This window comes from Enterobacter sp. HNDS-6 (genome assembly GCF_039850505.1).
Lineage (GTDB): Bacteria > Pseudomonadota > Gammaproteobacteria > Enterobacterales > Enterobacteriaceae > Enterobacter > Enterobacter kobei.
Genome location: NZ_CP156673.1, coordinates 3,388,902 through 3,410,251 on the forward strand (window position 1 = coordinate 3,388,902; position 21,350 = coordinate 3,410,251).

Annotated in this window: 19 protein-coding genes; 5 read left to right on the plus strand and 14 right to left on the minus strand. The window is 56.6% G+C overall.

What is annotated here, in order from left to right; genetic code table 11:
* The first annotated feature begins 98 nt into the window (after positions 1-98).
* Positions 99-509, plus strand: coding sequence for a YbhQ family protein (locus ABFI50_RS15875; RefSeq protein WP_014883088.1), 411 nt, complete (start codon positions 99-101; stop codon positions 507-509).
* Here the strand turns inward: ABFI50_RS15875 and ABFI50_RS15880 are convergent.
* Genes ABFI50_RS15880 through cecR form a run of 5 tightly spaced genes read right to left on the minus strand, consistent with a single transcriptional unit; the run spans position 471 to position 6,151 of the window.
* Complete coding sequence (locus tag ABFI50_RS15880) at positions 471-1,577, minus strand: ABC transporter permease (RefSeq protein ID WP_047361664.1); 1,107 nt, start codon at positions 1,575-1,577, stop codon at positions 471-473. The two genes, ABFI50_RS15875 and ABFI50_RS15880, sit on opposite strands and share 39 nt — an antisense overlap.
* Positions 1,578-1,626: 49 nt before the next feature.
* Complete coding sequence (locus ABFI50_RS15885; RefSeq protein ID WP_023332456.1) at positions 1,627-2,760, minus strand: ABC transporter permease; 1,134 nt, start codon at positions 2,758-2,760, stop codon at positions 1,627-1,629.
* A complete protein-coding gene (locus ABFI50_RS15890) occupies positions 2,750-4,489 on the minus strand; it encodes an ATP-binding cassette domain-containing protein (RefSeq protein ID WP_200557806.1) in 1,740 nt (579 codons plus the stop codon). The genes ABFI50_RS15885 and ABFI50_RS15890 overlap by 11 nt, the downstream gene beginning before the upstream one ends.
* Positions 4,482-5,477, minus strand: coding sequence for a secretion protein HlyD (hlyD, locus tag ABFI50_RS15895; RefSeq protein ID WP_023332458.1), 996 nt, complete (start codon positions 5,475-5,477; stop codon positions 4,482-4,484). Before hlyD ends, ABFI50_RS15890 begins: the two co-directional genes overlap by 8 nt.
* Complete coding sequence (gene cecR / locus ABFI50_RS15900) at positions 5,474-6,151, minus strand: transcriptional regulator CecR (RefSeq protein WP_014883093.1); 678 nt, start codon at positions 6,149-6,151, stop codon at positions 5,474-5,476. Before cecR ends, hlyD begins: the two co-directional genes overlap by 4 nt.
* A 208-nt stretch (positions 6,152-6,359) precedes the next feature.
* Between cecR and rhlE the strand changes: the two genes are divergently transcribed.
* Positions 6,360-7,742: an ATP-dependent RNA helicase RhlE gene (gene rhlE / locus ABFI50_RS15905; protein ID WP_200557805.1), complete on the plus strand. Its 1,383-nt coding sequence runs from the start codon at positions 6,360-6,362 to the stop codon at positions 7,740-7,742.
* Positions 7,743-7,839: 97 nt separating this feature from the next.
* A complete protein-coding gene (gene dinG / locus ABFI50_RS15910; protein ID WP_014883095.1) occupies positions 7,840-10,017 on the plus strand; it encodes an ATP-dependent DNA helicase DinG in 2,178 nt (725 codons plus the stop codon).
* Here the strand turns inward: dinG and ABFI50_RS15915 are convergent.
* From ABFI50_RS15915 to ABFI50_RS15935, 5 genes are all read right to left on the minus strand, one after another.
* Positions 10,004-10,516 carry a fimbrial protein gene (locus ABFI50_RS15915; protein WP_045281117.1) on the minus strand — a complete coding sequence of 171 codons (513 nt, stop codon included), beginning with the start codon at positions 10,514-10,516 and terminating at the stop codon, positions 10,004-10,006. The two genes, dinG and ABFI50_RS15915, sit on opposite strands and share 14 nt — an antisense overlap.
* Before the next feature lie 5 nt (positions 10,517-10,521).
* On the minus strand, positions 10,522-11,511 hold the full coding sequence (locus ABFI50_RS15920) for a fimbrial protein (RefSeq protein ID WP_200557804.1): 990 nt from the start codon (positions 11,509-11,511) through the stop codon (positions 10,522-10,524).
* Between the two features lie 20 nt (positions 11,512-11,531).
* A complete protein-coding gene (locus tag ABFI50_RS15925) occupies positions 11,532-14,093 on the minus strand; it encodes a fimbria/pilus outer membrane usher protein (protein ID WP_347484487.1) in 2,562 nt (853 codons plus the stop codon).
* A gap of 23 nt (positions 14,094-14,116) precedes the next feature.
* The gene (locus ABFI50_RS15930) at positions 14,117-14,791 is read right to left on the minus strand and encodes a molecular chaperone (protein WP_023332465.1); all 675 of its coding nucleotides are present in this window, start codon (positions 14,789-14,791) and stop codon (positions 14,117-14,119) included.
* 68 nt (positions 14,792-14,859) lie between these two features.
* Positions 14,860-15,396 carry a fimbrial protein gene (locus ABFI50_RS15935; RefSeq protein ID WP_045134227.1) on the minus strand — a complete coding sequence of 179 codons (537 nt, stop codon included), beginning with the start codon at positions 15,394-15,396 and terminating at the stop codon, positions 14,860-14,862.
* Between the two features lie 252 nt (positions 15,397-15,648).
* Here ABFI50_RS15935 and ybiB point away from each other — a divergent pair, with 252 nt between their 5' ends.
* The gene (gene ybiB, locus ABFI50_RS15940) at positions 15,649-16,611 is read left to right on the plus strand and encodes a DNA-binding protein YbiB (RefSeq protein ID WP_200557803.1); all 963 of its coding nucleotides are present in this window, start codon (positions 15,649-15,651) and stop codon (positions 16,609-16,611) included.
* 118 nt (positions 16,612-16,729) lie between these two features.
* On the opposite strand, the gene ybiJ is transcribed toward ybiB, so the two are convergent.
* From ybiJ to mcbA, 3 genes are all read right to left on the minus strand, one after another.
* The gene (gene ybiJ, locus ABFI50_RS15945; RefSeq protein ID WP_014883102.1) at positions 16,730-16,990 is read right to left on the minus strand and encodes a DUF1471 family protein YbiJ; all 261 of its coding nucleotides are present in this window, start codon (positions 16,988-16,990) and stop codon (positions 16,730-16,732) included.
* Positions 16,991-17,275: 285 nt separating this feature from the next.
* Positions 17,276-17,542: a DksA/TraR family C4-type zinc finger protein gene (locus ABFI50_RS15950; RefSeq protein WP_014883103.1), complete on the minus strand. Its 267-nt coding sequence runs from the start codon at positions 17,540-17,542 to the stop codon at positions 17,276-17,278.
* Between the two features lie 123 nt (positions 17,543-17,665).
* Entirely contained in the window at positions 17,666-17,932 is a 267-nt protein-coding gene (mcbA, locus tag ABFI50_RS15955; RefSeq protein ID WP_014883104.1) for a DUF1471 family periplasmic protein McbA, read from the minus strand.
* A 243-nt stretch (positions 17,933-18,175) separates the two neighbouring features.
* On the opposite strand from mcbA, the gene rlmF reads away from it, so the two are divergent.
* Positions 18,176-19,087, plus strand: a complete 912-nt coding sequence (rlmF, locus tag ABFI50_RS15960) for a 23S rRNA (adenine(1618)-N(6))-methyltransferase RlmF (protein ID WP_014883105.1) — start codon at positions 18,176-18,178, stop codon at positions 19,085-19,087.
* Positions 19,088-19,134: 47 nt separating this feature from the next.
* Here rlmF and ybiO read toward each other — a convergent pair whose 3' ends face one another.
* Entirely contained in the window at positions 19,135-21,348 is a 2,214-nt protein-coding gene (gene ybiO, locus ABFI50_RS15965; protein ID WP_069601836.1) for a mechanosensitive channel protein, read from the minus strand.
* Positions 21,349-21,350: the final 2 nt, after the last annotated feature.

Below are 21,350 nucleotides of genomic sequence, written 5' to 3' on the forward strand. Positions count from 1 at the left end.
AAGTGTAGTCGGCGTCACAAAAAGATGCGGCGTTACGGAATTTTCCGTAAAGTGCGGTAGTCTGATTAAGCAGATAAAAATCCTTCAGGAGAGAAGCCATGAAGTGGCAACAACGTGTTCGTGTCGCAACGGGGTTAAGTTGCTGGCAGATAATGTTGCATTTACTGGTCGTGGCCGTACTGGTGATGGGCTGGATGAGCGGCACGCTGGTGCGTGTTGGCCTGGGGCTATGCGTCCTCTATGGCGTCACCGTGCTGTCGATGCTGTTCTTACAGCGCCACCATGAAGCGCGCTGGCGCGAGGTGGGTGATGTGCTCGAAGAGCTCACCACCACCTGGTACTTTGGTGCCGCGATGATTGTGCTTTGGCTGCTGTCACGCGTGCTGCAAAACAACCTGCTGCTGGCCCTGGCGGGTCTCGCAATCCTTGCAGGGCCTGCGGTGGTCTCATTGCTCACCAAAGAGAAAAAGCTACGAAATGTTGCGTCTAAACATCGCGTACGCCACTGACCCCGTCGTGGCCGCTATGACCAGTAGCGGCCACAAACTCCCCCAGACAATATCCAGACTCGCATCCTTCAGATAGATCTGCTTGGTAATGTCCGTAAAGTGGCGTATCGGGTTTATCCATGTGATGTCCTGCAGCCACACCGGCATGTTCTCGACAGGGGAAACGTACCCGGAGAGCAAAATTGCTGGCATCATAAAGACAAACACGCCGATAAACGCCTGCTGCTGCGTCGAGCACAGCGCCGAAATTAACAGCCCAAACCCCACCAGCGACAGCCCGTAAATCACCATCGTGAAGTAAAACAGCGCCAGCGAACCGGCAAACGGGATTTGATAGGCCCAAATTCCCACGCCCAGCACGATAGTGGCCTGAAATGTCGCGACAATCAGCGCCGGCACCGCTTTGCCAACAAAGATTTGCCAGGTTGCGAGTGGGGAAACCAGCAGCTGATCCAGCGTACCTTGCTCCCGCTCGCGGGCGACGGACAGGGAGGTGACGATCATCACCCCGATGGTGGTGATCATGGCGATCAGCGACGGCACCACAAACCATTTGTAGTCCAGATTCGGGTTGTACCAGTTACGCACCACCAGCTCGCTGTTGTTGGGCTTCGGTTTGCCGTCCATCAGCTCCTGCTGATAATTCTTCACCACCTGCTGCAGATAGTTGGCTGCAATCTGGGCGCTGTTAGAGTTGCGCCCGTCGAGGATAAGCTGCATCGGCGCGGTCTGGAAGGTATCCAGGTTACGGGAAAAATCTGCCGGGAAGCGCACCAGCAGCAGGGCTTTTTGCGTATCGATGGTCGGCTGGATTTCCTGCGGGCTTTTCAGCAGCAGAATGTGGGTAAATGCTTTTGCACGGGCAAAGCGCTGCGTCAGCTCGACGGAATGTTTACCGTTGTCTTCGTTGTAAATGGCGATGGTGGCGTTGGTCACCTCAAGCGTCGCGGCAAAGGGGAACAGCAAAACCTGGATCAGCACCGGCAAAACCAGAATGGCGCGGGTTTGCGGCTCGCGCAGCAGGGATTGCAGCTCTTTTCGTATTAACGTCCATAGTCGGTGAAACATTGCGTCGTCCTCCTGTCGGGTGGCGCTTGCCCTTACCCGACCTACATACTTAATCTAATCGCCGTTTGGTTTTCAACCACGTCAATCCGATAAACATCACCGCTGACGCCATTAAAAACAGCGTGTTGATAATCAGCACCACCGGAATATTCCCCGCCAGGAACAGGCTTTGCAGCGTGCTCACGAAATAACGCGCCGGAATGATGTAGGTCACAGCGCGGATCACCGCTGGCATACTGTCTATCTGGAAAATAAACCCGGACAGCATAATCGACGGTAAAAAGGCGGCGTTGAGCGCCACCTGCGCGGCGTTAAACTGGTTGCGGGTGATGGTGGAGATGAGCAGCCCCATCCCCAGCGTGCTAAGTAAAAACAGGCTGGTGATAAAGAACAGCACCACCAGCGAGCCGCGGTACGGCACGCCGAGGATAAAGACGGCGACAAGCATGCAGAGCAGCATCGCCAGCATGCCGAGGAAGTAGTAGGGGATGAGCTTGCACAGCAGCAGCTCGACGCGCGTCACTTCTGTGGAGAGCAGCGCCTCCATGGTGCCACGCTCCCACTCGCGGGCGATCACCAGCGAGGTCAGGATCGCACCAATCACCGTCATGATAATCGTCACCGCGCCCGGAATGATAAAGTGCTGGCTGATGGCGGCAGGGTTAAACCAGTAGCGCGTTTGCACGTCGATGAGTGGTTCAAACGTCTCCCCCCGGTCTTCGGCGCGCTGCATCTGCCATAGCTGCCAGATCCCCTCCACGTAGCCCTGCACGAAGTTGGCGGTGTTCGGCTCGCTGCCGTCGGTAATCACCTGGATCGGCGCGTCGGCATTCGCCCGCGCCATATTGGCGGCGAAATCCACCGGGATGACCACCAGCCCGCGAATTTTCCCCGCCTGCATCTTCTGGATCAGCGCCTGCCGGTTATCGCTGATGGTGGCGTCAATGTACGGCGAGCCGGTCATGGCGTGGGTGAAGTCCAGCGCCTCTTCGCTCTGCTGCTCCAGCAAAATGCCGACCCGCAGCTTGCTGGAGTCGAGGTTGATGCCGTAGCCAAAGATAAACAGCAGCAGCAGGGGGATCACCACCGCAATCAGCCAGCTACTCGGGTCACGCACGATCTGCCGCGTCTCTTTTATGCATAACGCGCGCACCCGGCGCCAGGAAAGGGCGTTACTGCGCATGGGCATTCTCCTTATCCCAGTCGTGGATGAGGGTGATAAACGCCTGCTCCATGGTCGGGTCTGGCACGGCATCGTCGGCGGCCTGGTTTTTCAGGTCGTCCGGGGTGCCGTGTGCAATCAGCTTGCCGCGATAGACCAGCCCGATGCGGTCGCAGTATTCCGCCTCATCCATAAAGTGGGTGGTCACCATCACCGTCACCCCTTTCTCCACCATGCTGTTGATATGCAGCCAGAACTCGCGGCGGGTGAGGGGATCCACCCCGGAGGTCGGCTCATCGAGGAAAAGAATATCGGGCTCGTGCATCAGCGAGCAGGCCAGCGCGAGGCGCTGCTTAAAGCCGAGGGGCAGTTCGTCGGTGGCGTGGGAGGCAATATTCGTTAACCCGAAGGCATCGCTCATGCGGCGGATTTTCTCGTTCTGCGCGCGCCCGCGCAGGCCGTACACGCCGGAGAAAAAGCGCAGATTCTGCTCGACGGTCAGGTTGCCATACAACGAGAATTTCTGTGCCATATAGCCCAGATGCTGGCGCGCCTTGCCGGAGCTGACTTTGAGATCCATATCCAGCACCAGCGCCTTGCCGGACGTCGGCACCAGCAGGCCACACATCATTTTAAAGGTGGTGGATTTCCCCGCGCCGTTCGGCCCGAGCAGGCCAAAAATCTCGCCGCGTTTTACCGCAAAGTTGACGTTATCGGTGGCGGCGAAATCGCCGAACTTTTTGGTCAGGGATTTGGCTTCAATCACCGTCTCGCCCGGCGTACCTTCAACCGTGTGGAGGATCGCGCCGAGAGGCGATTCCGATGTCCCCGCGCCGCCCAGCAGGTCGATAAACGCATCTTCAAAGCGCGGCGCCGTCTCTGCCATTTCAATTTCAGGCATGCCAGGCGCGCGGCGAATATCCTCGACGGTGGCCTCCTTTTTGAGGATTACGCGCACGGACCGACCCTGAATCATCCCGTCGCTCACCTGCGGCAGTTTCAGCACTCTCTGCAGCAGCCTGCGGTTGGACTCCTGCGGGCTGTGGAGGAGGAAACTGCGTCCGGCCATGCTCTGCGTCAACGTCGTTGGCTCGCCCTGATAAAGCAGCTCGCCTTCGTTCATCAGCAGCACGTCCCGGCACTGTTCCGCTTCGTCGAGGTAGGAGGTGCTCCAGAGGATCAGCATCCCGTCGCCTGCCAGCTCGTGCACCATCTGCCACAGCTCACGGCGGGAGATGGGGTCCACGCCGACGCCGGGCTCGTCCAGCAGCAGGACCTTTGGTTCGCCGACGAGCGTACAGGCCAGCCCCAGCTTTTGCTTCATCCCGCCGGAGAGCTTGCCCGCCAGCCGGCCGGTGAACGGGCCGAGGGAGGTGAACTCAAGCAGGCGGGCGAAGGTTTTCTGCCGGGTTTCGCCGGTCACGCTGCGCAGGTCGGCATACAGGTTCAGGTTTTCCATCACCGTCAGATCTTCATACAGACCAAACTTCTGCGGCATATAGCCGAGCATGGCGTGGAGCGCGCCGTCGTCTTTGATGGGGTCAACGCCAAGCACGCTGGCTGTGCCTTCATCCGGCTTTAGCAAACCGGCCAGCATCCGCATCAGCGTGGTTTTGCCTGCGCCGTCCGGGCCGACCAGGCCGGTCACATAGCCTTTCTGAATGGTGCAGTTCAGCGGGGCGACCGCCGGTTTGTCCATCCCTGCGAAGCGTTTGACCAGATTGTTGAGCTGGATAACCGCGTCATTCATGTCGTTCCCCGTTGTTCACTTTTACGGTAACAGGCATGCCCTGACGCAGCGCGTCGTCCGCATCGGTGACGATGATGCGCAGACGGTACACCAGGTCGGTACGCAGGTCCGGCGTTTCAACGGTTTTCGGGGTGAATTCGGCGGTGGGGGAGACAAAGCCGACTTTGCCGTGATACGGCTTATCCGGACGACCATCGGTATAGAGCAGCAGCTCGCGGCCCGGCTGCATCTGGCCGAGATTTGGCTCGTCAATGTAGGCGCGCACCCAGACCGGGCGGGTCAGGGAGAGCGTTAATACGGTGCTGCCCGCGCTGAGCATGCTGCCCGGCTCCACGGCACGGGTCATCAGCGTACCGTCAGACGGGGCGATGAGGGTTGTATCATGCAGATCCAGCTCTGCCTGGGCCAGCTGCGCCTGCGCCTGTTCAAGGCTGGCTTTGGCCTGGGCAATGTCCTGCGGGCGGTTACCGGTGGTGTACTGGCTTAATTTATCCTGCGCGGATTTCAGCGTCGCCTGCGCCTGGTCGCGGGATGAACGCGCATTCTCCAGATCGTTGGCTGAAATGGTGCGGCTTTTCCACAGCCCCTGCTGACGGTTATAGAAATTCTGCGCGTAGTCGTAGGCAGCTTTCGCCTGCTTAACGGCAGCGGCGGCCTGGGCGATCTCTTCGTCACGATAACCCGCCAGCATCAGGTCATATTGCGCCTGGGCAACGGAAACGCCCGCTTTGGCCTGCATCAGGGCGTTCTCGTAGGGGGCTTTATCCAGCATGCCCAGCGTTTGCCCGCGTTTAATGGCATCACCTTCGTCAACGCTCAGCGAGGCGAGACGGCCACCCACGCGGAAGCTCATATTCACGGTACGAATATCCACATTACCGTACAGCGTCAGGCCCCGGTCCTGATGGCTCTGATACCACAGCCAGCCACCGACGCCCGCGGCAAGCAAAACAACAACCACCAGAATGATGGCGACAGGTTTTTTCATGACTTCAGGCTCCTTTGCGTTAAGCCTTGCAGGATCAGATCGAGATGACAGGTGATGACCTGGCTAATCTGCGCGGCTTTATCCTCATCGAATTGTGTCCAGCCGGTGCGTAACAGGATGGTTTCCCGCCCCAGACGAAAGGCAAGGATTTCACCCAGCAGGGCATGGGTATGCAAAATGGTCACGGTATCGCTGGCGTCCCGCCCGGTATAGGCGGCGATCAGGTGGGTCAGGTGGGTATGCATCGGAGCAATGACCTGATCGTGTACCAGCTGATAGGCAGTTGTAGGGGAGAGCTGCTCGCGGGAGATAAACTTACTCAGGTTGAGCGTATCGTCGTGCGTCAGCAGGCGGATCATATTATGGCAGGCATTCAGGATAAGCCGCCGGATAGCGTCACGATCCGGCGTCGGCTGGCTCAACAGCTCGCTGGCTTCTTCAACGTGCGGACGAAAATGTGTGCCGATAAAATCGGCAATCCACTGGGCGCAGGCGAGGTACAAATCCTCTTTTGAGCCAAAATAGTAGGTGATCGCCGCAATGTTTTGCCCAGCCTGGGCGGCGATATCTCGCGTGGTCGCGTGCAGGCCATACTCGCCAAACTGCGCCAGCGCGGCAGCAATCAGCTGGCTTTTGGCCTGTTCACCTTTGGTTGTCGTTGGGGTCGTATTCATGGCGGTATTAAAAATTAATCAATCGATTGATTAAGATTATGCCTGATTCACGCTAACGTCGAGGGAACGCGGAGGGATATTTTATGCGCCACGTCACAAAAGCTGCTACACTCCGCCCCTTCGCGACATTGTGGTTTTTGTCCTTCCCCTTTTCGTTATATCTCCCTGAAAACTACACCTGTGATGGTCGGGGCGGTTCGGAGTTTTTATGTCTTTTGATTCCCTTGGCCTGAACCCGGAAATTCTGCGTGCCATCGCAGAGCAGGGCTACGTTGAGCCAACCCCCATCCAGCAGCAGGCGATCCCCGCCGTTCTTCAGGGGCGTGACCTGATGGCCAGCGCCCAGACCGGCACCGGTAAAACCGCGGGCTTTACGCTGCCGCTGTTAGAGCTGCTGGTAAAAAACCAGCCGCACGCCAAAGGCCGTCGTCCGGTTCGTGCGCTGATCCTGACCCCAACCCGTGAGCTGGCGGCGCAGATTGGTGAGAACGTGCGTGACTACAGCCGCTATCTCAACATTCGCTCGCTGGTCGTTTTCGGTGGCGTCAGCATCAACCCACAGATGATGAAGCTGCGCGGCGGCGTGGACGTGCTGGTGGCAACGCCGGGCCGTCTGCTGGATCTCGAACACCAGAACGCGGTGAAGCTCGATCAGATTGAAATTCTGGTGCTGGATGAAGCTGACCGCATGCTGGATATGGGCTTTATCCACGACATCCGTCGCGTGCTGGCCAAGCTGCCTGCGCGTCGTCAGAACCTGCTGTTCTCTGCCACCTTCTCCGACGAGATCAAGGCGCTGGCAGAAAAGCTGCTGCATAACCCGCTGGAAGTGGAAGTGGTGCGTCGCAACACCGCCTCTGAGCAGGTGACGCAGCACGTTCACTTTGTTGATAAAAAGCGTAAGCGGGAGCTGCTCTCCCAGATGATCGGCCAGGGTAACTGGCAGCAGGTGCTGGTCTTTACCCGCACCAAGCACGGTGCGAACCACCTGGCGGAACAGCTCAATAAAGACGGTATCCGCAGTGCCGCCATCCACGGTAACAAGAGCCAGGGTGCGCGTACCCGTGCGCTGGCGGACTTCAAATCTGGCGACATCCGCGTGCTGGTGGCAACCGACATCGCCGCGCGTGGTCTGGACATTGAAGAGCTGCCGCACGTAGTAAACTACGAGCTGCCAAACGTCCCGGAAGATTACGTTCACCGTATCGGTCGTACCGGCCGCGCGGCGGCAACCGGTGAAGCGCTCTCTCTGGTCTGCGTCGATGAACACAAGCTGCTGCGCGACATCGAACGTCTGCTGAAGAAAGAGATCCCACGCATCGAAACCCCGGGCTACGAAGTGGATCCGTCCATCAAGGCGGAGCCGATTCAGAACGGTCGCCAGGGCGGCGGTCGTGGTCAGGGCGGCGGTGGTCGCGGTCAGCAGCCGCGTCGTGCTGAAGGCGGCGCGCCGAAATCATCCGGCAAACCCCCGCGTCGCAACAACGACAGCAAACCGGCCGGCGAAAGTCCGTGGCGCAGCGGTGAAGGGAAACCGGCAGGGGAAGGGCAGCGTCGACGCCGCCCGCGTAAACCTGCTAACCCGCAGTAATCTGGAAGCCCGGTCGTAAAGCCGGGCTTTTCTTTTTGCGGCAGCGAAGAGAAAGTGCCACAATAGTGGCTGTTTATACAGTATTTCAGGTTTTTCGATGGCTTTAACCGCGGCGCTGAAAGCGCAAATTGGCGCATGGTACAAGGCGCTACAACAGCAGATCCCCGACTTTATCCCCCGAGCGCCGCAGCGGCAGATGATTGCTGACGTGGCAAAAACGCTTGCCGGGGACGACGGGCGTCATCTGGCGATTGAAGCGCCGACCGGCGTCGGGAAAACCCTGTCATATCTCATTCCCGGTATTGCCATCGCGCGGGAAGAGGACAAAACGCTGGTGGTCAGCACCGCCAACGTGGCCCTGCAGGATCAGATTTTCAGCAAAGATTTGCCGCTGCTGCGCAAAATCATCCCCGACCTGCGCTTTACCGCCGCCTTTGGGCGCGGGCGCTACGTGTGCCCACGTAACCTGGCGGCGCTCGCCAGCAGCGAGCCGAATCAACAGGATCTGCTCGCGTTTCTTGATGACGAGCTGACGCCGAACAATAAGGCCGAGCAGGAGCAGTGTGCAAAACTCAAAGCCGAACTCGACGGCTATAAGTGGGACGGCCTGCGGGATCACACCAGCCAGGCCATCAGCGACGACTTATGGCGCAGGCTCAGCACTGACAAAGCCAGCTGCCTGAACCGCAACTGTCACTACTACCGCGAGTGCCCGTTCTTTGTTGCCCGGCGTGAGATTCAGGAGGCGGAGGTGGTTGTCGCCAACCACGCGCTGGTGATGGCCGCGCTGGAGAGTGAGGCGGTGCTACCGGAGCCCAAAAATCTGCTGCTGGTGCTCGACGAAGGCCACCATCTGCCCGACGTGGCTCGGGACGCGCTGGAGATGAGCGCCGAGATCACCGCGCCCTGGTTCCGCCTGCAGCTGGATCTGTTCTGCAAGCTGGTGGCAACCTGCATGGAGCAGTTCCGCCCGAAAACCACGCCGCCGCTGGCGGTGCCGGAACGGCTAAGCGAGCATTGTGAAGAGGTTTACGGCCTGATCTCCTCGCTCAATAACATCCTCAACCTTTATCTTCCCGCAGCCCAGGAGGCGGAACATCGCTTTGCGATGGGCGAACTGCCGGAAGAGGTGATGGAAATTTGTCAGCAGCTGGCAAAGCACCTTGAAAAGCTGCGCGGGCTGGCGGAGATGTTCTTAAACGATCTGAGCGAGAAAACCGGCACGCATGACGTGGTGCGTCTGCACCGTATTCTGCTACAGATGAACCGCGCGCTGGGCATGTTCGAAGCGCAGAGCAAACTCTGGCGGCTGGCCTCAATGGCGCAGGCATCAGGCGCGCCGGTCACCAAATGGGCCACCCGCGACGTGCGGGACGGGCAGGTGCATCTCTTCTTCCACTGCGTGGGCATCCGCGTGGCCGATCAGCTGGAAAAGCTGATCTGGCGCAGCGTGCCGCACGTGGTGGTGACCTCTGCCACGCTGCGTTCTCTGAACAGTTTTTCTCGTTTGCAGGAGATGAGCGGGCTTAAAGAAAAAGCGGGTGACCGCTTTGTGGCGCTGGACTCGCCGTTTAACCACTGCGAGCAGGGCAAGCTGGTCATTCCGCGCATGACGTTTGAGCCGCTGATCGACAACGAAGAACAGCACATTGCGGAAATGGCGGCCTATTTCCGCGAACAGGTCGAGAGTAAAAAATACCCTGGCATGCTGGTGTTATTTGCCAGTGGACGCGCCATGCAGCGTTTTCTGGAGCACGTCACCGATCTGCGTTTACTCCTGCTGGTGCAGGGTGACCAGCCGCGTTACAGGCTGGTGGAAACCCACCGTAAACGCATTGATAACGGCGAGCGTAGCGTGCTGGTGGGATTGCAGTCTTTCGCGGAAGGTCTTGACCTGAAAGGCGACTACCTGACGCAGGTCCACATTCATAAAATTGCCTTCCCCCCCATCGACAGCCCGGTGGTGATCACCGAGGGCGAATGGCTGAAAAGCCTTAACCGCTATCCGTTTGAGGTGCAGAGTCTGCCTGCGGCATCGTTTAACCTGATTCAGCAGGTGGGGCGTTTGATTCGAAGCCACGGCTGCTGGGGCGAAGTGGTGATCTACGATAAACGTCTGCTGACCAAAAATTATGGACAGCGGCTGCTCAACGCGCTACCGGTCTTCCCGATTGAACAGCCGTCGGTACCGGAGATAAAAAAACGCCCGGCAAAACAGGCTGCCGGGCGTCGAAAAAGCATCCGTGCTAAGGGGCGCGGTCCTACTGGTAAGTGAAGGTCACCTGAACGACGCTGCTGAACGTGCCTGCGGTAACAGGCATAGCGGTGGCGTAATAGCGTGCGGCCAGCGGGAAGGTGGCGGTATGGTCGTTCTGGTCAATCAGCGCGTTAAAGCTGGCCTGCGGTGCGATGAGTATATGGTCCTGGCTGTCCGCCAGCTCCAGCGCCAGCCCCTTCGCGCTGCCCGTGTTGGCAAACTTGGTTGGGTGGGTAGCATCCGCCTGACCGTAAAAGAAGGCGGTCGCCAGGGCGAGGGATTTAGGACAATGTGTCACCTTCAGGCTGAAGGTTTTCCACGCGCCGGTATCCCCCACGTCGTGGAATTCACTGGAAGCCGCCTGGCCTAAATCAACGGTTAAATCCTTGCTGGCGCTGTCCACGAGGCAGGTGTTGGCATAAATGTTACCGACCATTTGCAGCTGAATATCGTCAGCCCGGGCCAGACAGGTGAGCGTGCTGGCCAGCGCGGCCAGCACAAAGAGATGTTTCTTCATTTTCATCACTTATAGGCCAGAGTAATGGTGGCGACGGCGTTCGCCGGGCCAGGGGTGACTTCATCTGCCACCTGCAAATAGTTCAGCTTGACCGGGATATCCATCGTCTGGTTGGCATAGGCCAGGGTTTCAGTTGGGGTGTAGGTATCGAACGTTGCCAGCTCGTTGTCGATCACCATTTCAATCCCGACACCCGTTGCCATGCCATCCTCCGGCGTGAGCTTAAGCACCCCCTGATAACCGGGTACGTAGCCGTCGCTGCTGGTGACCTTAAATTCAGGCTGAACGGTGGAGTTACAGTTCACCGTGATGTTGAACTCCTTCGCGGGCATCGCCAGCGTGCCGACCATATTGAAATCGCTGACCGGGAAATCGCCCATGTTGACGGTCAGGCTTTTTGGCAGTACGGAGCAGGTGACGTTTTCAAGGTTTACGTTACCGGCATAGCTAACATTGTTGGGTGAACCGATGCCTTCGTGACCAAAAACGCCAATGCCAAAAACGGTCTGGCTTTGATTTAGCGTACCGGATTCTACCGCGGTATCCGTTTTTACCAGCTCCAGCGTGACGTTAAAATCGAACGTCTGGTTGCCGTCAGTTGAGACATAGCCAATTGGCGTGCCGCGGGAGTCACAGGTGACCCCGCCCGCACCGCTGATGCGCTGACCTTTGTCATTCATCAGCGCAATACCAACCCCCTTCACGCCGGATTCATAGACCCCGGAAAGGCCGGGAATTTCCGTGCCGTAGCCGTAGTAGCAGGAGACGATCTCCAGACCCTTATCTGCAGCACTATCGCAGTGGCCCGCGACGTGTACCGTCTGTTCGGTGCCGGGGATGGTCGCGCCGACGGGAAGCGTGGTGGAGACGGAAACCGTGGCCAGGTTAATGGTCTTTGGCATATCCGGCGACGTACAGGTGGCTTTTGCATGCGGCATAAACAGCGATGCGGTTGCCAGTATGAGTAAGAAAAAGCATTGTTTTACAAGCTGCATAGGTGAACCTGCTCGGTTGATTACTGACACTGCGCGGCAGCGTTAATAATGTCTGTTTTCTCTTTTTCATCCGTGAGCGTGTATTCCGCAACGCAGTGGTCGCTGGCTTCCTGTCCCCATGAGACGGAAAGCTTGCCGCGATCGGGCATTCCGGAAAGATAGGTTTGGCCATCAGTGCCGACGATAAATTCGCTGTCCTTATCCTCGGTGGTAACCGTTGCGCCGAAGGGCAGCGGCTTCCCGTTGTGCGTCAGCGTCATCAGGACGCGATGACCCACGCGGGTATTGAAGCTTGCCCGCACCACCGCACCGCGGGTTGGCGTGACGATCTGCGAAGCGTGCGTCACGTCAGCCTCGTCAGGCAGCGTTTCGGTATCCAGCGAAATCGTGTTGTGGCGATAGGCGGTGACAAAGGGCACCACGGTATAGCCGTGGAAGTCAGTTTCCACGCCCGTCTGGTTGGCGATGTGCGTGCCGCTGGCTCCGGGCGCTTTCACCAGCGCGATGGTCTCGCCCAGCGGCTGGCTCAGCGTCAGGCCGTTAGCGTGGGCTATCATGCCCCCCTGCAGACCGACGTTGGTGGTCCGCTGGTATTTGTCCTGGCTGAAACCGCCACTCACTTCCCCGTAGGTGGCTTTATAATCGGCGTTCAGACTGGTAGAGGTACCGTTCTCTGATGAGTCATAGCCTTCCTGCACGTTCCAGTTAAGGTTGTTCTCCTCCAGCGCCGTCCCGTTCAGGCCCAGCGTGTGCGTGGTGCCGTCTTTATTGTTATTCATGTTGTAGGAGGCCCAGGTGTTGCTCATCCAGCGATCCAGCGGTACCGACACGCTCAGCGCGAACAGGTTATCGTTACTGACCGAATCGCCTTCGTCATCACGGCTGTTGGTGTTTTTGTTGAGGCTATAGCTCATGCTGTAGGTGATTCCCTTCCAGCTGTTGTTATAGCTGACGCTCATCGAGGTCATGTCCTGACCCTGGTTCCAGTAGGTCTCTTTGACCAGGCTCAGCGTAAACGATCCCCAGCCTTCGCCGAGGGTTTGATCGATGGTGGCCTCGGTACGCGCGCGGCGCTGCTGCGGTGCTGACCAGTCATCGGCGCGGGTATAGGATTCCATGGTGTCTTCGAGGGTGTAAAACCCTTTACTGTTGTAGCGATAGCCAGCCAGAGCGAAGTTTGTGCCCGTACCCGCGAAATCTTTGCTGTAGCGCAGACGCCAGGATTGCCCCTTGCTGGCCTGCTGTTTTTTGAGCAGCGCTTTGGCGCGCGTCACGTCGACAGAAAACGCGCCAAGATCGCCAAAGTTTTTACCGGTGCCCAGCGCCTGTGACTGATAATGGCTGCTTTGCTGCACGCCACCGTAGGCGGTGAATCCGTACGGCAGGCCATAAATGGCACTCCCCTGCGCGAAGGGGGTCTTTTCCACGTCTTTGTCATAGGAGCGGTAGCGCCCGGCAGTGACGCTGTATTTCAGGTGCTTTTCGCGCTGGAGGACCGGAACGGAGGCGTAGGGCACCACAAAGTGACGTTCGCTGCCGTCCGTCTCTTTCACGGTGACCTGGAGATCGCCGCTGCTGCCGGTGGGATACAGGTCATTGATTTCAAATGCACCCGGCGCAACGGTATTTTGATAAATCACGTAGCCGTTCTGACGTACCACCACCAGCGCATTACTGTGGGCCGTACCGCGGATGATCGGGGCATAGCCTTTTTCGCTGTCCGGCAGCATATCGTTGTCGGAGTTCAGCTGCGCGCCGGTATACGGAACGCTGTCAAATACGTCTGCCGGGGAGCTGCTTTGGCCTACGGTCAGATCGCTTTTTAACGCCACGATATCGCGCTGGGCATAGGTGTAGACCGAGTTAAAGGATTGCTCTTCTTCGTGACCGCTGGTGCTGCGACTCCAGGTGGAATAGTTGCGCAGGCGCCACGCGCCGACGTTCATGCCCGGACGCAGGTTAACGTACTGGCTGCTGTTGTCCTGCATGCCCTGCTGACGGGCGTGGCTCTGGCTGGCGCTGGCGCTGTAGTTGAGGATGCCCGCCGTGATCCCCTCATCAAATTCTGTTGGGTCAATATAGCCACGGGGAACCTGACCGAGCGCGGACTGCGGAATGCTCAACAGAAGCTGCTGGTTGCTGACGCGAAATGTCGCCGTCGCCGCCGGTATGGCGTGCAAATCCGCGCATGAGCCTTTCACGGCAAGCTGAGGATAGTCGTCAGTTTTAATACCCAGGCTTTTTAAATCGGACTGAGTAAAGCAGGGCTGAAGGGAATTTTCTCCATTATCCTGCTTTTGCAATATAAAGGTCACGTCGCGGGTATCAATTTTATTATTATTGATAAAGATCGTGACCTGATATTTCCCTGGCGCCTGTCCCGGCCCTTTTTCATAAATGGAGAGATCGGTTTTTCCCTGCTGTGGATTATCCACATCCAACAACGCTGGATTAAAATAATCATCCGCCCGCGTTTGCTGCGAAAAACCCACGGCCGCTAACCCGCATAGCAGGGTCAGCAGCGTAAGCATCCGATAAACGGAAGGCAATTGCCTTCTTGGGGTTGAAGAATAGGTAATCATAAGGTGCGTTATTGGGTACGGTATTAATGCACGGATGCAGAGAGCGTTTTGCTGATGCTGCCGTAATCAGTAATAATTGACCAGGACACGGTTGAACCGCCGGTATGTGCAGGCAACGCAAAATGGGTTTCGGTTTTTGGTACGGCCCAGGTCGCTTTATCGACCTTATGACCGTTAAGGGTGACCGACTGGAAATTCATATAAAACGGCGTCGGGTTGTTAACCACTAAATCATTGCCCTCGCGGTGCCACTCAAGCTGATCCGCGACCGCTTCCGGTTTACCCTTGACGGAGGCCGGGCGGTACATCAGCTTAATGCGCGTGTTAACCGCAATTTGCAGGGTATTGACCCCTGCCACCTTTTTTGAGGAGGGGATGGCTTTTATATTCAGCCAGAACATCGACTCGCGATCTTCAGGCAAATTTCCGCCGGTACGTACGACGCGCAGAACGTTTTCCTGCTTCGCATCAAGACGAAACAGTGGCGGCGTAATCAGAAAGGGAGCTTTGGCCAGGTCTTTACCGCCAGAATCCGCCCAGGATTGCACCAGATAATCCGTTGCATCTGGGTTTGAAATACCGATAGAGGATTCCTTTTTGCCTCCCTGGTAGACCAGGCGCGTGCCGTTAATAATAACGCCTGCATGTGCCGTTGCAGCTACCAGTAAAAGGGTGCTGAGTAAATAACCGTGACGCATAGTTTTTTCTCAAAATAAGGCGGGACTATCTCTTTTTTGCAAAAGGAAATAGTCCCTGGTGAGCAATATCAGTTATAAATAACCGTGAATGTTGAAACAGAGTTTGCCGGACCCGCGGTAATGGCCGCACCGGTTTGAATATAACGCGCGGCAAACTGCAGATCGTTTACTGCGGTGCCGGAGGCCAGCGGATACTCTTTTGACGGAGTATATAAACTGACGGGCTGTTCAGAAGAGTCGATCAGCTGAATGGCTACGCCGGTTGCGGCATCTGCATCGGGGGTTAACGCCAGGGTGCTGTTGTTATTAGCATCCGGCGTTCCGCCGAAGTTGATTGCCGCCGACGTAACGGTTTCCGGGCAGTTTTTTAACTCAATATCAAACTTCGTGGCGGTGCTGGTGGAGCCGGCACCGGTAAAGACCGTCTTGGAGACTTTGCCTAATGTCACGTTCAACGGGTTACTTAAACCATTCACAACCTGACAGGCGGAATCGATGATTTCGCCCGTAAAGTTGATCTGTCCTTCACCGTCTGTTGCTGCAAAAGCGGATGCCGAGCAGCCAATCACCGACGCGATAAAAAGACCTAACGCAATCTTGTTCATAATAGTTCCTGGTGTGTGGGTAAAAACGTGCCTAAGGTTTTTGCCCGTTGTCCTCAATGATTTCCGTTCGTTATTTAATCAAAGAATGGATGGATAAGAATCTTCTATAGGCATCACAAATAATTGAATCAGTGCTTGCATAATTTTTTTCTTCGGTAAAACAGATGGCTCTGGCGGTGGGGATAAAAAGCTACCTGGCAGGTTTCATCGGGGATATAGTGTTAACAAGGTGACGTTTTCAGGAGAGATACCGTGGATTATCGTAAAATTATCAAAGAGGTAGGGCGTGGAAAAAACCATGCCCGCGACCTGGATCATGAGACAGCGCGTGCGCTTTACACCCGTATGCTCAACGGTGAGGTTCCCGATCTCGAACTCGGCGGCATTCTTATCGCCCTGCGCATTAAGGGAGAAGGTGAAGCGGAGATGCGCGGCTTTTATGAGGCGATGCAGGCGCAAACGCTGCGTCTGACGCCACCGGTGGCAAAACCGATGCCGATCGTCATTCCCAGCTATAACGGCGCGCGCAAGCAGGCCAACCTGACGCCGCTGCTGGCTATTCTGTTACATAAGCTGGGTTTTCCAGTGGTGGTGCACGGGGTGAGTGAAGATCCGACCCGCGTGCTGACAGAAACGATTTTTGAACTGCTGGGGATCGAACCCACTCTCCACGCCGGGCAGGCGCAGGCGAAGCTCGATAGCCATCAGCCGGTCTATATTCCCGTTAAGGCGCTCTGCCCGCCGCTGGAAAAGCAGCTCGCAATGCGCTGGCGAATGGGCGTGCGTAACAGCGCGCATACGCTGGCGAAGCTGACCACGCCGTTTGCCGAAAATGCCGCGCTGCGCCTTTCCAGCGTTTCGCACCCGGAATACGTGGGGCGCGTGGGGAAATTCTTTGAAGAGATTGGCGGCAACGCGTTGCTGATGCATGGGACGGAAGGCGAGGTGTACGCTAATCCGCAGCGCTGCCCGCAAATAATGCTGATCGACGCGGCTGGGACGCGTATCGCGCTTGAACGTGGGGAAGAGAACAGCGGCGTTATTCTGCCGGAGGCGAAAGATCCCTACATCACCGCGAAGTGGATTGAACAGTGCCTTGCCGGAAATGTGCCGGTGCCGCAGTCCATCAAGTTACAGATGGCCTGCTGCCTGCTGGCGACCGGGGAAGTTGACACGGTCGAGGCTGGCATGAAACGGGTTGAGGCGGCATTTTAGGCAAAAAAAAGCCCGTCCAGTGGCGGACGGGCAAGCAAGGGTAACAAACAACAGGGTCAATGAGGGTTGGAGCAGCTCACCAGAGGGTTTGGTGAGGGTACAGCATTCATTCAGGCGATTATTTGTAGATAACCGCAGTACCGCTCAGCTTGTTGTTGGTGTTAGCGGAGGTGATGGTGTATCCGCTTGCACCGGCAGCAGCCGCTTTCTCAGCCAGTTTGGCTTCCAGACCGTCCAGCGTGGTCGCGCCTTCTGCACTCACCACACCGATTTTATTCATGCTCTGCGCCTGAGTAGATGAAACAGGCTCTACAGCGAATGCGCCAAAAGACAGAGCGGACAGGGCAACAGCAGCAACAGCATATTTGATGGTTTTCATAATTAATCTCTCGCAGGTTATTCTGTTAAGGGGACGATGTTCCGTCGATGTGATAAGTATCACGTTTTTTCTGCAGAGATAAAATCGAAGAGAATTGACGTGGTTAATCAAAAAAATTGAATGACAAATAACTTATTGATTATTAATAAATTCAAATTACGGCTTTACACTTCTTGTTGATACGCTTTACAGAAGAAAGTTGAATGGCACATTTTGCTACGCGGTTCGCTAAAAAGCGTGAGCGTAAAGGTAAGCATTCGGGCGGTTAACTTAGGTAAAGGAAAGTCAGCGTAACTGGCTGTCTTTCGATCCTCTGCGATTATATCCCGAATGTGAAGCGTTTTTTGAATCTTTATCCTGCTGGCAGGTTATACATAACCTTACCCCGGGAATGGCTTTTTGCCGCGCCTCAGGAATGGGCTCTCCGCACTCTTCGCATTCCGTTAAACTTTCGCCGCGCGGAATTTCGCCGCGAGCGCGCGCAACTGCATCTTCAATCGTACTGTTGATCTGTTCGTTCACGGCATCATCATTTGCCCAACCGGAAGCCATCTTGCCCTCCTGATATCGGTTTAAGCCATAGCGTTAATATGGGGTTAAAAAATGCACAATCAAGGTGAGAGGGGAGACAAACTGCATCTGGCAGGCAGATGCAGTCGGGTGAAAGGAAACACGTTATTTATAGATAGTCGCTGTGCCGTACATATGGTTATCTCCACCTGCGGAGTTCACCACGAAGCCTTTAGCGCCTTCCTGGCGAGCTTTTTCAGCCAGTTTATCCTGAAGATCGTCAAGGTTGCTTGCGCGGCTTACCGAGACGGTACCGGCCGGGCGCAGCTGGCTGGTGTCCGTGCTTTGGGTCAGGGACTGAACGGCCATAGCGGAGAAAGAGGCGCTCGCCAGGGTACCGGCGAGAAGAGCAAGGGTCAGATACTTTTTCATAATCACATCCTCATGAGGAAACAACAGGTGATTCCCTTTAAGTTTAGAAGCCTGACGAGTGTGATTTAGCGCAAATATTTGATGATGATCTGCTTATTTTTTGAACGATAAAAGCTGACAATCCGCTGACAGATCATAGACATAAAGGTGTTTGATTTATGGCGGTTTTTTAAGGGTTGCAGAGAAAGATTTACCGTAGAGCCAGCACAAGGTATCTTACGCCGCTGTTTAAAGGAGAATGCCATGACTTCCCAAAAGCCGGGATTGCACCCACGAAATCGCCATCGCAGCCGCTACGACATGAACGCACTGTGCCAGAGTTGTCCGGCGCTGCAGGACTATATTGTCGAGACCCCCGCGGGCGAACCGTCGGTTAACTTTGCCGATCCGCTGGCGGTGAAAACCCTGAACAAGGCGCTGCTGGCGCATTTTTACGGTGTGGCGCACTGGGATATCCCGGAAGGCTTTCTCTGTCCTCCTGTTCCGGGCCGTGCTGATTACGTTCATCACCTTGCCGATCTTCTCGCCGACGATCGTGACGGCGCGATCCCCCAGCAGGCTTCCGTCCTGGATATTGGTACCGGGGCAAACCTGATTTACCCCCTGATTGGCGTGCATGAGTACCACTGGCGCTTTACCGGGAGCGAAATCGGTGCCGAGGCGTTTGCCAGCGCGCAGGCGATAATCAGCGCTAACGCTGGCCTGAGTCGTTCCATTCGTCTGCGTCGCCAGAAGGAGGCGACGTCAATCTTCAACGGCATCATTCACAAAAACGAAAGCTATGACGCCACGATGTGTAATCCGCCATTCCATGATTCGGCGGCAGCGGCCCGTGCAGGCAGCGAGCGCAAACGCCGCAACCTGGGGCAGGCCGAAGATGCCGCGCTGAACTTTGGTGGGCAGCAGCAGGAGCTGTGGTGCGAGGGCGGTGAAGTCGCCTTCATCCTGCGGATGATTGCTGAAAGCAAACAGTTTGGTCGCCAGGTGAAATGGTTTACCACGCTGGTTTCCCGCGGAGATAACCTGCCGCCACTCTACCGGGCCCTCACCGAAGCAGGCGCGGTGAAAGTGGTGAAAAAAGAGATGGCGCAGGGCCAGAAGCAGAGCCGCTTTATTGCCTGGTCGTTTATGGATGACAACAAACGCCGCAAATAAGGTGTCCCGCAGGCCGGGTCAGGCGAAGCCGCCACCCGGCAACACGGCTACAATGTCGGCTCCTGCGGAGGTGGCATCGATGCCGGTGAAGGCAACACCTGATACGTCTGCACCGGCATCCGCACGTTTGCCAGATCAAAGTGTTTTTTCACCATGCTGTCGAGCGCAAAGCGCACCGTCCACTGCTTCAGCGGCTGGGTGGTGAACGACACGCGAAGCGTAAATGCCGTATTCGTCAGCCCGACAATCCCGGCAAATGACGGCTCGCCAATTACCAGGCCGCGAATATCCTCCATCTGCATTAACTCTTCAACGGCGTCCCGCAGCGCCTGCTTCGCTTTGTCCGCATCCTCATGACGATCCACATCGTAGTTCGCCACAACGGAGCCAATGCCGCGCACAAAGTTGGCGAAGGTGGTGATCGATGACCACGGAATAATGTGGTATGCCCCGGTATCCTGACGCACGCCCACCGAACGAATCGACATCCGCTCGACCGTGCCGGTCAGCGGCCCGATGGTTACCAGATCGCCGGTGTTCATTCCGTTCTCAAACTGGATAAAAATGCCGGTAATAATATCCTTCACCAGCGTTTGTGACCCGAAGGAGATCGCCAGTCCCAGCGCACCGGCACCTGCCAGCAGCGGAGCGATGTTTACGCCGATTTCCGACAGCACAATCATGATGGTGATGGTACTGATGATCACCGCCAGCGCATTGCGGAACAGGGTCAACAGCGTGCGCGCACGGGCGCTGGGGAGCGGTCTGCCGTGAATATCGGACACCAGACGGTTCTCGATAAGGCTCGCCAGCAGCGTCCAGCCAACGGCGGAGAAAAACAGAATCAGTGCGATACGAATTAAAATATCAACGGTCTTCTCACCTGCGCCGTTATGCAGCCAGTTCCAGAAATCAAACAGGTTCCACGCATTCAGCAGCAGCATAATCGCCACGCAGACGGTCAGAATGCGCGCCACTTTGAGGGAGACTGACATCCAGCCGTTCACGCGTTTTTGCAGTTCCGGATAATTACGCTGTACGTGCGGGGACAGGGTGATGGTTTTCGAAATCCAGCGCGACAACAGCCCCGACACAAATGCCGCGATGCCGATAATCGCCAGGCTTTTGAACGTCGCCCCCATCATAAATTTCAGGCTATTACCCGGGTCGAACAGCGAGAAGAAACACAGCACGATGAAGTAAGCGCTTGCCAGCCAGTGCCACACCAGCGCGAAGGCGCGAATGAAGAGGCTGAAGAACGACAAAGAACGATCGGCCAGATGCAGCAGACTCTCCGTGATCGCCTTTTTATTGTGGAAGATGAGGTACAGCGACCAGACGGTAATACAGAGCATGATCAACACGTTCGCCAGCGCGCCAAACTGCACGTTGACCTGGTTGGAGATGATCGGCACCGCGACCAGCAGGCCGTAGCCAATCAGGCCGCTGAGCACGCTGAGCCGCACGGCCCAGTATTTCGCACTGTCGTTACCGATCGTAAACGGGCGGAGTTCAGGCACGCGCGGGCAAAAGATGACGCGCAGTACCGCTTTAAAAAATTCGATGAGCGCAAACGCGTTCAGAAAGAGCGCCTGCTGGAAGGCAATGGTTTTGTTGCCCGTATTGAGACGGTCCGCCAGCACCTGACCCACAAACAGCGTCAACGCCAGCAGCAGTAAATCAATAATAAAGGCTCCGGCGATCATGGCGGGGAGGTGCAGCCAGCTGTTTTTATGCTGGTTCTTTTTTCGGCCCCAGTAGCCCATCTTGCGGTAAAGCGGCCAGGCACAGAGGCGTACCAGCCAGTAAAAAATAAATACCGCGCCCGCCAGCATCAAAAACTGGGTGGCGGCGGCGCTAAAGGTTTGCGGGTTAAATGCCTTATGGGGCGATCCCATCAGGTTGCGAAAGAGCTGGGCAAAGCGTGTGGAGAGCGCTTCACCAAAGCGTCGGCTCACGTCGGTGACGTTTTCCAGCACGGTTTTTTGTTCCTCTACCTGCGGCGGGGTGAGGGTGGGAACGGTCTCCTTTGGCGGCGTGGCGGCGGCTTTACGCAGCTGATCGATTAACTCTTTTCGGGAGGCATCGTTTTCAAGCACGTCGGCAAGTGCGCCGTAAGCCGCTTTTTTTTGTTCAACATCCGGTTCCGGGGGCGGCGTACTTTGCTGGGACGCGGTCGTTCCGGTGGTCACGCCGGGGATCGCCACGGCGAGGGATGGCGCACTAAACAGGCTTATCAACAGCAGCAGGAACCACGGCACGG

Coding starts and splice junctions, on each gene's coding strand:
- ABFI50_RS15915 (WP_045281117.1), bottom strand. CDS start 10,516: ATGAAGAAACATCTCTTTGTGCTGGCCGCGCTGGCCAGCACGCTCACC.
- ABFI50_RS15935 (WP_045134227.1), bottom strand. CDS start 15,396: ATGAACAAGATTGCGTTAGGTCTTTTTATCGCGTCGGTGATTGGCTGC.
- ABFI50_RS15885 (WP_023332456.1), bottom strand. CDS start 2,760: ATGCGCAGTAACGCCCTTTCCTGGCGCCGGGTGCGCGCGTTATGCATA.
- cecR (WP_014883093.1), bottom strand. CDS start 6,151: ATGAATACGACCCCAACGACAACCAAAGGTGAACAGGCCAAAAGCCAG.
- ABFI50_RS15920 (WP_200557804.1), bottom strand. CDS start 11,511: ATGCAGCTTGTAAAACAATGCTTTTTCTTACTCATACTGGCAACCGCA.
- dinG (WP_014883095.1), top strand. CDS start 7,840: ATGGCTTTAACCGCGGCGCTGAAAGCGCAAATTGGCGCATGGTACAAG.
- ABFI50_RS15875 (WP_014883088.1), top strand. CDS start 99: ATGAAGTGGCAACAACGTGTTCGTGTCGCAACGGGGTTAAGTTGCTGG.
- ABFI50_RS15925 (WP_347484487.1), bottom strand. CDS start 14,093: ATGATTACCTATTCTTCAACCCCAAGAAGGCAATTGCCTTCCGTTTAT.
- ABFI50_RS15890 (WP_200557806.1), bottom strand. CDS start 4,489: ATGAATGACGCGGTTATCCAGCTCAACAATCTGGTCAAACGCTTCGCA.
- ABFI50_RS15880 (WP_047361664.1), bottom strand. CDS start 1,577: ATGTTTCACCGACTATGGACGTTAATACGAAAAGAGCTGCAATCCCTG.
- ABFI50_RS15950 (WP_014883103.1), bottom strand. CDS start 17,542: ATGGCTTCCGGTTGGGCAAATGATGATGCCGTGAACGAACAGATCAAC.
- rhlE (WP_200557805.1), top strand. CDS start 6,360: ATGTCTTTTGATTCCCTTGGCCTGAACCCGGAAATTCTGCGTGCCATC.
- rlmF (WP_014883105.1), top strand. CDS start 18,176: ATGACTTCCCAAAAGCCGGGATTGCACCCACGAAATCGCCATCGCAGC.
- mcbA (WP_014883104.1), bottom strand. CDS start 17,932: ATGAAAAAGTATCTGACCCTTGCTCTTCTCGCCGGTACCCTGGCGAGC.
- ABFI50_RS15930 (WP_023332465.1), bottom strand. CDS start 14,791: ATGCGTCACGGTTATTTACTCAGCACCCTTTTACTGGTAGCTGCAACG.
- ybiJ (WP_014883102.1), bottom strand. CDS start 16,990: ATGAAAACCATCAAATATGCTGTTGCTGCTGTTGCCCTGTCCGCTCTG.
- hlyD (WP_023332458.1), bottom strand. CDS start 5,477: ATGAAAAAACCTGTCGCCATCATTCTGGTGGTTGTTGTTTTGCTTGCC.